10 protein-coding genes and 1 pseudogene are annotated in these 12,289 nt (G+C 66.8%); 6 read left to right on the forward strand and 5 right to left on the reverse strand.

What is annotated here, in order from left to right; all coding sequences use genetic code 11:
• Nucleotides 1-14: 14 nt before the first annotated feature.
• Nucleotides 15-1,157, forward strand: coding sequence for a Gfo/Idh/MocA family oxidoreductase (locus MA07_RS06015; protein WP_036348023.1), 1,143 nt, complete (start codon nucleotides 15-17; stop codon nucleotides 1,155-1,157).
• Between the two features lie 308 nt (nucleotides 1,158-1,465).
• Here the strand turns inward: MA07_RS06015 and recQ are convergent, their stop codons facing one another.
• On the reverse strand, nucleotides 1,466-3,268 hold the full coding sequence (gene recQ / locus MA07_RS06020; RefSeq protein WP_036348024.1) for a DNA helicase RecQ: 1,803 nt from the start codon (nucleotides 3,266-3,268) through the stop codon (nucleotides 1,466-1,468).
• Nucleotides 3,265-4,536, reverse strand: coding sequence for a TIGR03862 family flavoprotein (locus MA07_RS06025; RefSeq protein WP_036348026.1), 1,272 nt, complete (start codon nucleotides 4,534-4,536; stop codon nucleotides 3,265-3,267). The genes recQ and MA07_RS06025 overlap by 4 nt, the downstream gene beginning before the upstream one ends.
• A gap of 152 nt (nucleotides 4,537-4,688) precedes the next feature.
• Between MA07_RS06025 and MA07_RS06030 the strand changes: the two genes are divergently transcribed.
• Entirely contained in the window at nucleotides 4,689-5,153 is a 465-nt protein-coding gene (locus MA07_RS06030; RefSeq protein WP_036348061.1) for a CAP domain-containing protein, read from the forward strand.
• Nucleotides 5,154-5,214: 61 nt separating this feature from the next.
• On the forward strand, nucleotides 5,215-6,993 hold the full coding sequence (locus MA07_RS06035) for an SLC13 family permease (RefSeq protein WP_036348027.1): 1,779 nt from the start codon (nucleotides 5,215-5,217) through the stop codon (nucleotides 6,991-6,993).
• A 108-nt stretch (nucleotides 6,994-7,101) separates the two neighbouring features.
• On the opposite strand, the gene MA07_RS06040 is transcribed toward MA07_RS06035, so the two are convergent.
• Nucleotides 7,102-7,353: a hypothetical protein gene (locus MA07_RS06040; protein ID WP_036348028.1), complete on the reverse strand. Its 252-nt coding sequence runs from the start codon at nucleotides 7,351-7,353 to the stop codon at nucleotides 7,102-7,104.
• 209 nt (nucleotides 7,354-7,562) lie between these two features.
• Between MA07_RS06040 and MA07_RS06045 the strand changes: the two are divergent.
• Nucleotides 7,563-7,808, forward strand: a pseudogene (locus MA07_RS06045) (EamA family transporter); the annotation flags it as partial.
• Here MA07_RS06045 and MA07_RS06050 read toward each other — a convergent pair.
• Nucleotides 7,771-8,724: a hypothetical protein gene (locus MA07_RS06050; RefSeq protein WP_036348030.1), complete on the reverse strand. Its 954-nt coding sequence runs from the start codon at nucleotides 8,722-8,724 to the stop codon at nucleotides 7,771-7,773. The pseudogene MA07_RS06045 and the gene MA07_RS06050 overlap by 38 nt on opposite strands.
• Before the next feature lie 245 nt (nucleotides 8,725-8,969).
• On the opposite strand from MA07_RS06050, the gene ribA reads away from it, so the two are divergent.
• Nucleotides 8,970-10,085 carry a GTP cyclohydrolase II RibA gene (gene ribA, locus MA07_RS06055; RefSeq protein ID WP_348270399.1) on the forward strand — a complete coding sequence of 372 codons (1,116 nt, stop codon included), beginning with the start codon at nucleotides 8,970-8,972 and terminating at the stop codon, nucleotides 10,083-10,085.
• Between the two features lie 203 nt (nucleotides 10,086-10,288).
• Nucleotides 10,289-11,008 carry a DUF4198 domain-containing protein gene (locus MA07_RS06060; RefSeq protein ID WP_036348031.1) on the forward strand — a complete coding sequence of 240 codons (720 nt, stop codon included), beginning with the start codon at nucleotides 10,289-10,291 and terminating at the stop codon, nucleotides 11,006-11,008.
• A 69-nt stretch (nucleotides 11,009-11,077) separates the two neighbouring features.
• Here MA07_RS06060 and MA07_RS06065 read toward each other — a convergent pair whose 3' ends face one another.
• Nucleotides 11,078-12,247 carry a M20 aminoacylase family protein gene (locus tag MA07_RS06065; RefSeq protein ID WP_036348032.1) on the reverse strand — a complete coding sequence of 390 codons (1,170 nt, stop codon included), beginning with the start codon at nucleotides 12,245-12,247 and terminating at the stop codon, nucleotides 11,078-11,080.
• Nucleotides 12,248-12,289 lie beyond the last annotated feature (42 nt).

The raw sequence follows: 12,289 nt of genomic DNA on the forward strand, positions 1-12,289 counted from the left end.
TCAGGAGCAAGCGCATGACAGGTCTCGGCATCGGCCTCATCGGCACCGGCTATATGGGCAAGTGCCACGCGCTGGCCTGGAACGCCGTGGCGGCCGTGTTCGGCGACGTGGCGCGGCCGCGCCTTGCGGTACTGGCCGAGCACTCGCAGGATCTGGCCGAGCGTAAAGCACGCGAACTCGGCTTTGCCCGCGCCACCGGCGACTGGCGCACGCTCGTCGCCGATCCGGCTGTCGACGTGGTGTCGATCACCACGCCCAACGCGTTCCATCCCGAGATGGCGATTGCCGCCCTGGAGGCCGGCAAGCATGTGTGGTGCGAGAAGCCCATGGCGACGCGGCTTGAGGATGCGGAGCGGATGCTGGCTGCGGCCAGCGCGTCGGGCAAGGTGGCGGCGCTCGGCTACAACTACATCCAGAACCCGATTGTCCGCCTGATCCGGCGCCTGCTCGAAGAGGGCAGGATCGGGGATGTGAACCATGTCCGTCTCGAGATGGACGAGGACTTCATGGCGGATCCGGAGGCGCTGTTCTACTGGAAGAGCGAGGCAACGTCCGGCCATGGCGCGCTCGACGATTTCGGCGTTCATGCCCTGAGCCTGATCCGGGTCCTGTTCGGCGGCGTGCGGCGCGTATGCGGCCACATGGCGAGGCCGTATGCGGATCGCCCGGTGCAGGGCGGCGGGCGCCGCGCGGTCGAGACCTACGACATCGCCACAACCCTGATCGAGCTGGAGACCGGCGCTTCGGGGGTGATCGCGCTCAACCGCTCCGCCTGGGGCCGCAAGGGGCGCATCGCCGTGCAGCTCTTCGGCTCGCGCGGCACCATCGTGTACGACCAGGAACGCATGAACGAGGTGCAGCTCTATACTGTGGAGGGAGCCAACGAGACCCAGGGCTTCCGCACCATCCTCACCGGGCCGCAGCATCCGCCCTACGACAAGTTCATCCCGGCGCCCGGCCATGGGCTCGGCTTCAACGACCTGAAGATCATCGAGTGCCGCGAGCTGATCCGGCGCATCGACGGCGAGGCGGCGCACCTGATCACCTTCGAGGACGGCATCCGCATCGAGCGCACGGTGGATGCGATTGCCAGGAGTGCGCATGAGGGGCGGTGGGTGGAGGTGGCAGAGGCGGGTAGCAAGATAGGCGCTGTCTGACCCACCATGTCATCCCCGGCGAGCGGAGCGAGGGAAGGGGATCCACGATCAGGCATGGCGCTATGGATTTCCTTCCCCTCCGCTGACGCTCCGGCCGGGAATGACACTCACTCCGTCATGGCCGGGCTTGTCCCGGCCATCTCGGTGATGTGAAGCGCCGCGCCTTTCCAAACGAGATCACCGGCACAAGGCCGGTGATGACGGGGAGATAACCTTCCGGCTATACCCTCAGGATAAGGGTTGAGAATGGTTGCCGGTCCTGAAGACGTGGATGGCCGGAACAAGTCCGGCCATGACGGGAGGATTGCCTAACCCGCGTGCGCCTTCACCACGTCCAGAAACGCATCGGCGTAGCGGTCGAGCTTGGCCTGTCCGACGCCGTGGATCTCGCCGAAGGCGCGTGACGTGACGGGGCGCTTGGCCGCCATGTCGATGAGGCTGCGATCGGAGAAGATCACGTAAGCCGGCACGCCCTCTTCCTTGGCGAGCTTCGTGCGCAGGGCCTTGAGGTCGAGGAGCAGCGGATCGTCGGAGGGCACCACCGATTCCGCTTCCATCCGGCCGCGCCGGCGGCGGCGCTCGGCCGGTTTCATGAGCACGTCGGAGCGCAGCTCGATCGTCTCCTGGCCTTTGAGCACGGCAACACCCCGGTCGGTGAGGGTCCAGCGGCCGTATTCGGCAAGCTCCAGGCTGATCAGGCCGGCGGCATAGATCTGCCGCAGGAGCGAGCGCCATTCGTTTTTCGAGCGGTCATTGCCCACGCCGAAGGTCTTCAGCTTGTCGTGGCCGAAGCGGCGGATCGAATCCGTAGCCTCTCCCGTCAGGATGCTGATGAGATGCTCGGTGCCGAAGCGCTCGCCGGTGCGCACGATGGCGGAGAGAATCTTCTGCGCCTCGATGGTGCCGTCGAAGGACATGACCCCGTCGATGCACAGGTCGCAATTGCCGCAGGGTTCAGTGGTCTCGCCGAAATAGGCGAGCAGGGTCTGGCGGCGGCAGCGCGGGGCTTCGCACAGGGCGACCAGCGCGTTGAGGCGCTGGCGCTCCACGCGCTTCTGCTCGTCGGCGGCGTCGCTCTCCTCGATCTGCAGGCGGCGCAAGCGCATGTCGTCGAGGCCGTAGAGGGTGAGCGTGTCGGCGGGCGCGCCGTCGCGGCCCGCGCGGCCGATCTCCTGGTAGTAGGCCTCGATGGATTTCGGCAGGGCCGCATGGGCCACGAAGCGCACGTCGGGCTTGTCAATGCCCATGCCGAAGGCCACGGTGGCCACCATCACCACGCCGTCCTCCTGCAGGAAGATGTCCTGGTTCTTGGCCCGGTCCTGCTGGTGCATGCCCGCGTGGTAGGGCAGGGCGCGATAGCCCGCCTGGCTCAAGGAGTCCGCCAGCCGCTCCGTCGCATCGCGCGACGAACAATAAACGATGCCGCTCTCGTGCCGGTGCTTGTCGAGGAAGCCGAAGAGCTGGCGCTTGGAATTCTCCTTCGACTGCATGGCGAGCCGCAGGTTCGGCCGGTCGAAGCCGTGGATGAAGAGGCGCGGCTCCTCCTCGAACAGCCGGTGCATGATGTCGCCGCGGGTCGCCACATCGGCCGTGGCGGTGAGCGCGATGGTCTGCACGTTGCCGAGCCGCTGGCGCACCTCGCCGAGCATGGCGTATTCGGGCCGAAAATCGTGACCCCATTGCGAGACGCAATGCGCCTCGTCGATGGCGAGCAGGTTGACGCCTGAGCGGGCGAGCCATTCGGTGGTGCTCGTGTTGGCGAGGCGTTCCGGGGACGCATAGAGGATGCGCATGCGGCGGTCGCGCACCGCGTCCACCACGCGGCGGTTCTCGTCCTGGTCGTTGGCGGAGTTGAGGCTGCCGGCCTCGATGCCGAAATGGCGCAGCGCCGCCACCTGATCGCGCATGAGGGCGATCAGCGGCGACACCACGAGGGTCAGCCCTTCCCGGGCCAAGGTGGGCAGCTGGAAGCACAGGGACTTGCCCGCGCCGGTCGGCATCACGGCCAGAACATCCTCGCCGGCCAGCACCGCGCGCACGATCTCCTCCTGTCCTTCGCGGAAGGAGGGGAAGCCGAACACGTCGTGGAGGATTTTAACCGGATCGATCACGTCTGCCGTGTGGCCGATGAAGGCTCCAAGGTCAATGCGGCATCGGGAATCCGGAGAGAGGCCAGCACGCCACGGGCGGCCGCGATGCCGGTGGCGAAGGTGGCCTGGAGCAGGTAGCCGCCGGTGGGCGCCTCCCAGTCCAGCATCTCGCCGGCCACGAACACGCCCGGCAGCCGGCGCAGCATCAGGTGTTCGTCGAGCTCGCTGAACGGCACGCCGCCGGCGCTGGAGATGGCGCGGTCGAGGGATTTCGTGCCGGTGAGCCGCAGGGGCACGGCCTTGATCAGGCGGGCCAGCGCCTCGGGCTCCACAGGCAGGGCCGGAGAGGCCTCCCGCAGCAACGCGATGCCGACCGGGCTCAGGCCCGCGCTTTTGCGCAGGAAGGTGGAGGCGGATTGCCCTTTTCGTGGAGTGTCGAGCTTCCTCTGCAAAACCTCCTGCGGGAGGTCGGGCCGGAGATCGACGTGGAGCAGGGCGCTGCCCGTCTCGTCGATGGCATCGCGGAGCTTCGCCGACAGGGCGTAGACCGCCCCGCCCTCGATCCCGTCCTGCGTGACGATGGCCTCGCCCTTCACAACAGTGTCCGCGAAGGTGAGGGCGATTCGCTTCAGGGGCTCGCCCGCGAAGCGGCTGCGCATGATCTCGGACCAGGGGCAGGTGAAGCCCATGTTGGCAGGGCGCAGGGGTGAGACCGCGATGCCGCGCTGGGCCAGCAGGCTCGCCCAGCTCCCGTCCGAGCCGAGGCGGGGCCAGCTCGCGCCGCCGAGCGCCAGGATCGTGGCATCGGGCTTGGCCCGCACCGGCTCGCCGGCCGCATCGGTGAAGATCAGGCGCTCCTCATCGTCCCAGCCCTGCCAGCGGTGGCGCAGGGCGAAGCGCACGCCGAGCCCTTCCAGCCGCTGCAGCCAGGCGCGCAGCAGGGGAGAAGCCTTGAACGCCTTGGGGAACACCCGTCCGCTGGAGCCCACGAAGGTCTCCTGGCCCAGACCTTCGCACCAGGCGCGCAGATCGGCCGGAGCGAAAGCCGTAATCAGAGGCTCGAGCTGCGGCCGGGCCTCGGCGTAGCGGGCGACGAATCGCGCGAAATCTTCCGAGTGGGTCAGGTTCAACCCGCCCCGGCCCGCCATGAGCAGCTTGCGGCCGACGGAGGGCATCCGGTCATAGACGGTGACCGTGAGGCCCGCGCGCCCGAGCACCTCCGCGGCGATCAGGCCGGCGGGGCCGCCGCCGATGATGGCGACTTCGGGAGCTGTGGGGGACGGGAGCATGCGGTCAGCTGACGCGGGAGGACGAGGAATCTGGACCCTCACGCTGCAACATGGCATGCAGCGGCATCGGGTTCATGGCCCCTGCACATGAACGCCAGAAGGTCTTTTTTCAAGGGGAGCGGTGCTTCGAACGCCGCCCGAAGGGGAATGCGATGCGTGCTCTTTTCATCCTCGGCGTGATCGCCCTGGGGCTGGCCGGCTGCGCGGGCGATTCGGCACTGACGCCGACCGATACCGTCCTGGCGAGCTCGACCAACGATGCGGCCCAGGCGGCGGCCCTGATCTCGGCCTATCGCGTGTCGAAGGGCCTGAGCCCGGTCACGGTGGATTCCCGCCTCAACAAGGCGGCGGAGCACCAGGCGCGGGTGGTGGCGGCGGCGGGCCGGCTCAGCCATGGCAGCTTCGTGAGCCGCATGGATCAATATGGGATCAGCGGCTATTCCGCCGAAAACCTGTCGGCGGGCTCGTCCTCGGTGGATGGCGCCATCAGCCGCTGGAAGGCCTCGCCCGGCCACAACAGCAACCTCCTGATGCCCCAGGCGCGCAAGATCGGCCTGGCCCGCGCGGATGCCAACAACCGCTATGGCCGCTACTGGGCGCTCGTGCTCGGACAGTAGCGAAGGCACTTATCGAGGCGTGACGCGTTAGGACTCCGGTTCCTCTCGCTCCACGCTCCCCATGACCCATCAACAAATGCTCTCCTTCGCCATCGTCGCCGGGATGATGGCTCTCTTCGTCTGGGGACGCTTCCGCTACGATCTCGTGGCGGTCCTCTCGCTTCTCGTGGCCGTGCTGGTCGGCATCGTGCCGGCCGACAAGGCCTTCGAGGGCTTCAGCGACGACATCATCATCATCGTGGCGAGCGCGCTTCTGGTCAGTGCGGCCGTGGCGAAGTCCGGCATTCTCGAAGCAGGCCTCAACCATGTCGGGCCTTACTTGCGCACGACGCAGATCCAGGTTGTGGTGCTGGTCGGCGTGGTGACGGTGCTGTCCGCCTTCGTGAAGAACATCGGGGCGCTCGCCATGATGATCCCCGTGGCGTTCCAGATCGCCCGGCGCACCAACACCCCGCCTTCGAGCTTTCTCATGCCGATGGCGTTCGGATCGCTTCTCGGCGGCATCGTGACCCTGGTGGGCACCTCGCCGAACATCATCGTGTCGCGGGTCAGGGGCGAATTGCTGGGCGAGCCCTTCGGCATGTTCGACTTCACGCCGGTGGGCATCGGCATCGCGCTGGCGGGCGTGGTCTTCCTGGCCTTCGGCTACCGCCTGCTGCCGCAGGGCCGCAAAGGAGCCGCTTCGCTCGATGCCGCCCTCGACATCAAGGACTACGTGACCGAGGCCCGCGTGACGGCGGAGTCCGACGTGGTCGGCCAGACGGTGGCGGACCTGCACAAGCTCGCCAACGGCGAGGTGAAGGTCGCGTCGATCATCCGCAACGAGACCCGCAGCTCGAGCCCGCTTCCCGACGCGACCATCCGCGAGAACGACGTGCTCATGCTGGAGGGCGAATCGGATGCCCTCGAGAGCGCCGTCGCCCGGGCCGGGCTGAAGCTCAGCCGCGACCATCACCAGCCGGAAACGGACGAGGCCACGGACGAGATCGGCGCCATCGAGGCGATCGTCGGGCCCAGTTCCGTGCTGACCGGGCTGTCGGCGGAACGCATCGGCCTCTACGAGCGCTTCGGCGTCAACCTGATCGCGGTGAGCCGCAGCGGCGAGCGGTTCAAGGAGCGCCTGCGCACCATCACGTTGCGAGCCGGCGACGTGATCGTGCTCCAGGGCAATCTCAAGCGGCTCCCGGACACCTTGCGCGACATCGGCTGCCTGCCGCTCGCCGAGCGCGAGATCCGCCTGGGGAGCGCGCGCCGGAGCCTGCTTCCCGCCGTTATCCTGGCCGGCACCATGGTGCTAGTCGCCTTCAACATTCTGCCCGTGGCCATCGCGTTCTTCGGGGCCGGCGTGCTTCTCATGCTGTTCGGCTCGCTCACCCTGCGCGAGGCCTACGAGACCATCGAGTGGCCCATCATCGTGATGCTCGGCGCCCTGATCCCGGTCAGCGAATCGATCCGCACCACGGGTGGAACGGACCTGATCGCCGGCTGGCTGTCGTCCGCCGCCAATATGCTGCCGCCGACAGGCGCGCTCGTGCTCATCATGGTGGCGGCCATGGCCGTGACGCCGTTCCTCAACAATGCCGCAACCGTGCTGGTGATGGCCCCCATCGCGGCGAGCTTCGCCGGCCAGCTCGGCTTCAAGCCGGACGCCTTCCTGATGGCGGTGGCGATCGGCGCAGCCTGCGACTTCCTCACGCCCATCGGGCACCAGTGCAACACTCTGGTCATGGGGCCGGGCGGCTACCGGTTCGGCGACTACTGGCGGCTCGGGCTGCCCTTGTCGATAATCGTGGTGGTGGTCGGCATTCCGCTGATCATGCTGTTCTGGCCGCTGAACTGATCTGGAGCATCGTGCGGCCCGCTGGGTCCGGGCACACGATGCCCTCACCCAAGATGAAAGCATCGGATCCGATCCCAAAAGTGCAAGTCCACTTTTGGGTCCGATGCTTTAGCGCAGGACAGCGGTCAGCAGCAGGGTGGTGCCCGCCGCCGAGGTCGAAAGGGCCACGATCATCGCCCAGATGTGCAGCCGGTCCCGCTCCTCCTGATTGAGCAGGGGACGGTAGCGCGCATCGGAGCGGCCGAAGATGAAGCTGACGTTCCGTGCCGGCCGCGGATCGTGGGGCATCACGCAGAAGCTCGACCGGGCCACGGATCGCACCGGCTGGGGTTGAACGCTGTAGGACGGCTCGCGAGACATCGGCGGGTTCATGGCTTGACGCTACACAGGAAGAGATCGTGAGTGAGAGGCTCGCCTCCCAGCCGTGAAGGAGAGGTAAAGGCGCCGAATTGCTTCCCATCATTGTAAATCAAGTCTTTACGAGCCGCTGCAGATCAGGCCTGGCGGTTGAGCACAGGGCGATATCCTGCTGGACCACAGGAAGCGGGACGCGAACCGGCCGGTCCTGCGCCTACCTGATCTTCTTCCGCCTGCTCGCGCGGGCCGGCGCCACCAATGTGGGGCTCGTGACCTTCCTCATCCCGGTGAGCGCCATTCTGCTCGGGGTGCTGATCCTCGGTGAGGCGCTCGCGGCGCGGCACTTTGCCGGCATGGCGCTGATCGGCTTAGGCCTCATCCTCATCGACGGCCGCGCGGTGTCGGCCGTGACTGCGCGGTTCAGCGGGAAGCGGCTGGCGCCGCGCGGAAACGGTTGAACATCATGTCCGGCGCGCTGGTGTTGTGGCGCGACGGCACGAGCCGGCCCATCCAGGCATCCGTCGCCTTGCCGCCCCGGAAATTCATGATCGGCTCCTCGCGCCAGGAGCGCGCGCCTTCCTCCCGCACGGCGACGCGGGCCACGTCCGCGTTGAACTCGGTCACGTACATGGACCGCAGGCCCGCGAAGGGCAGGCCGGAGACCGCCTGATCGAAGGAGACGTCGAGGGTCATGCGCTCCTCGTTGAGCGCCTTCATGGCGACACTCGCCTTGCCGCCCTTGGCCAGGGTGAGAGTGAAGGTCATGGTTGCCGGGTCGAAGGCGACGTCCTTCAGGTTCACCACGGGCCGCTGGTCGAACTCCACCGGGCCGACCAGGAAGGACGAGCCGTAGGAGGTCCAGTCGAGATGCTCAGGGGGAAGCGGCTTGATGCGCCAGTAGCCGTCGCCCGGATAGATCACGAGCACCTCCACGGCCTTGTCGCCGCGCTTCCTGAGCAGCTGGAGCATGTGGATGTTGCGCTCGACCCGTGCGCCGATGGTCACGGTCACGTCGCTGGGGCGCCAGAACTCCGTGAAGGACAGGCCGATGATCTGCACGTTGCCGTCCTCATGGAGGGTCGACATGGTCGGATGCGGCTTGGTGGAGGTCTCCTCCGAGATGTCCTCGCAGGCCGTCCAGTCCGGCTCCCAGCGGTCCTGCTTGAGGGCTCCCATATAGGCCGGATGCACGGCCTCGATCTGGAAGTGCCGCACCTCCGCCGAGGCGAAGTTGATCGCCACGTTGTCCTTCTCGGCGCAGAGCACCGGCTCGCTGGTGTTCGTCACCTCGACCGCTAGGCCGTCGAGCGTCGCGGCGCCGGCCGCGGTGGCAAGTCCAAGGAAGCCGAAGGCAATGAGCCGGGAAGGGAGCATGGAGGTTGTCCGGTGTTCTGCGGAAGCGGGGCTGGTAGATAGCGCGGACCGACTATGCCGTCGAGCCAGGGACTGTTTGCACGAGGGCCTGTTGATCCGGCATGGCAGGGGTCACATCTCTGGCATTAGAGATCGGGCCGGGCCTGTGCTAGGGTGCAGGCGAGCTTGAAGCGTGGCTTGACGAGCCTGTGGCTCCGAAACACCCGATTGTCCGCCAGATGTGAGGCTGTTTGCCCGAGTTTTCGATGATGCGCCTGACCTTGAGCCTGTCCGACAATCCCGCCACCACGTCCGTGGAGCGGGCCATCATGGAGTTCCGCAGCGCCCGTCCCGTCGTGATTGACGGGTCTGAGGGCAGCGCGCTCGTGATCGGCGTCGAGGACCTAGACGGGGCCAGGGCCGCTGAGATCGGGGCTGTTGCAGGCTCCCATGCCCATCTCGTCCTGCCGGCCGCCAGGCTTCGCCGCCTCGGCCTCGAGCGGGAGGTTCCCGGGCGCGTGGCCCTGCCGGTGGTCGATGGAAGCCGCGTGGAAGCCTTGGCTCTTAGAACAGATGGCCGCATCGATGCGCCGGTTCGTGCGATTGACGCCCTCGACGAGGAGGCGCTGGAACTCGCCCGCCTGTCCCTGGTTCTGCCCGCCGTGATCGTGGTGCCGCTGGCGGAAGGCATCGAGATCGATCCGTCGGTGGTCCGCGTCCCGGGCGAGGCGATCCGCGGCTACCGGCGCGCCAGGGCGGCCGATCTGACAATCGTCAGCCGCGCGCCCGTGCCGCTTGAGGGCGCGCCTGTCAGCGAATTCGTGGTGTTCCGCGGCGGCGAGGGTCTGCGCGATCAGGTGGCGATCGTCGTGGGCAAGCCGGACCTCTCCAAGCCCGTGTCCGTGCGGCTGCATTCCGCCTGCCTCACGGGCGATCTCTTCGGCAGCCTCAAATGCGATTGCGGCGACCAGCTGCGCAATACGGTGCGCTTCATGGCCGAGAACGAGGGCGGCATCCTGCTCTATCTCGACCAGGAGGGGCGCGGGAACGGCATTGCCAACAAGATCCGGGCCTACAAGCTCCAGTCTCAGGGCTACGACACCTACGACGCCGACGAGGTGCTGGGCTTCGAGGCGGATCAGCGCCGGTTCGACTTCGCGGCCGTGATGCTGAAGGCGCTCGGCGCCGGCAAGGTCCGGCTGATGACCAACAACCCCGAGAAGATCGCAGCCCTCGCCCAAGCGGGGCTCGAGGTGATCTCCGACCACCGGGTGCTGGGCCGCCCCACGGCGGAGAACGTGAGCTATCTGGCCGCCAAGCGGGATCGGGCCGGGCACTATATCGATCTCGAGGGCATGCTCGCCTGCTCGAGCAAGGACTGATTTCCCCTTCCGCGAACAAGCCGTTTGATCACCCGCAGGACCTGAGGGATTCTGTGGATTCTGTCCGCTGAGCGTGCGGCGCTGGCGGCTCAAGCTCCTGAAATCATTGTCTTCCTTCTTGCCAAACTCCCCAGTCTTGCAGCTGAGATTGTTTGCGTATAGTATACTATACGTAGCTTATGAGCATGAGGAGACACCATCGAATGCTGCGCCCATTATCGCTTGCCCTGGTCATCGCCGGGGCCCTGACGAGTGCCGCCCAGGCCCACGGGATCTGGACGGCCCAACGCCACGGCGACCTTGCCATCGTGTATGGCCACGGCGCCGGGGACGATGCCTATAGTCCGGAGAAGGTGAAAAGCGCCGTCTCGTATCTCGCCTCAGGGGAGAAGCGGGACAGCAGGGTCGTGCATCAGGCCAAGAACGCCCTGGTCGAGCCGGCACAGGATGCGGTCGCCCTGACGGTGATTCTCGACAACGGCATCTGGACGAAAGGCCCCGATGGCAAGTCGGTCAACCGGCCGAAAAGCCAGGTGACGGGAGCGCAGTCGGCGAGCCACTCCGTCAAGATCAACACGACGATCCTGAAAAGCGGCGGCGCCCCCAAGCCGACCGGGCAGGCGATTGAGATCGTTCCTCTCGCCGATCCCATGACCCTGAAGATGGGCGACGATCTTCCCGTTCAGGTGTTCGCGGACGGCAAGCCGCTCGCGGGCGTTCCGCTCTACACCGACTATGTCAATGACGGGCATGCGCAGAGCAGCAAGACGGATCAGGATGGGAAGGTGACGCTCTTCGTCCGCAACGACGGACTGAACGTGATTGGCGTCTCTCACACGAAAAAGACGCCCGACAATGCGGAGGTCGATCAGGTGAGCTACTTCGCGACCCTGTCCTTCACCCTGCCGCACGGCGAGGACTGATCGCGGCAGGGCCGCACTGTTTCTGAAAAGCGAAGGCTGGCCTCTCCTGTGAGAGGCCAGCCGTTTTCGTTAGCGCGCCGGCATGCCGGTTTCGACGATCTTCGCCCACAGCGACACGCCGTAGGGGCTCGCCTCGTCGTTGAAGTCGTAGGCCGGGTGGTGGACGCCGGCCGTGTCGCCGTTGCCGAGGAAGATGTAGGCGCCCGGCCGCTGCTCCAGCATGTAGGAGAAATCCTCCGCGCCCATGAGCGGCGGCACGGTGGTGTCCACCGCGTTCTCGCCGGCCACCGCACGGGCGACGTTCGCCATGAACTCGGTCTTGTCGGGATCGTTCATGGTCACCGGATAGCCGCGGTCGTACTCCACCTCGGCTTTCGCCCCGAAGGCCGCGCACACGTTCTCGACGATGGCGCGGATGCGGGTCTCGGCGAGGTCGCGGACCTCAGGCGAGAGGGTGCGCACGGTGCCGAGCAGCATGGCCGTCTGCGGGATCACGTTGAAGGCCTCGCCGGCCTTCACGGTGCAGACGGACACCACCACGGATTCGAGCGGGTCGGCGTTGCGCGAGGCAATCGTCTGCAGGGCCGTGATTACATGCGCTGAAATCACCACCGGGTCGATACAGTCGTGCGGGCGCGCCGCGTGGCCGCCCTTGCCTTCGATGGTGATCATGAACCGGTCGGCGGCCGCCATCATGGCGCCGGCCCGGATGGCGAACTGGCCGACGGGAATGCCCGGCATGTTGTGCATGCCGTAGACCTCCTGCACGCCGAAGCGCTCCATGAGGCCGTCCTTCACCATCTCGTTGCCGCCGCCGCCGCCTTCTTCCGCCGGCTGGAAGATCACCACCGCGGTGCCGTCGAAGTTGCGCGTCTCGGCCAGGTACTTGGCGGCGCCCAGCAGCATGGCGGTGTGCCCGTCATGGCCGCAGGCATGCATCTTGCCCGGGACCTTGGAGGCGTGGGGAACGTTCGTCGCCTCGTCGATGGGAAGCGCGTCCATGTCGGCGCGAAGGCCGATGACCCGGCCCGAGTTGTTCGTGCGCCCCTTGATGACGCCCACGACGCCGGTCCGCCCGAGGCCGGTCACGACGTCGTCGCAGCCGAAGCTCTTCAGCTTCTCGGCCACGATTCCGGCGGTGCGGTGAACGTCGAACAGGAGCTCCGGGTTTTCGTGGAAGTCGCGACGCCAGGCGGTGATTTCATCGGCGAGATCGGCGACGCGGTTGATGATCGGCATGAAGGATCCTCGGGCAGGGAAGCAGGAACCTTCAGCCAAGCA

Origin of the sequence: Microvirga sp. BSC39, from assembly GCF_000739015.1 — a bacterium.
GTDB lineage: Bacteria > Pseudomonadota > Alphaproteobacteria > Rhizobiales > Beijerinckiaceae > Microvirga.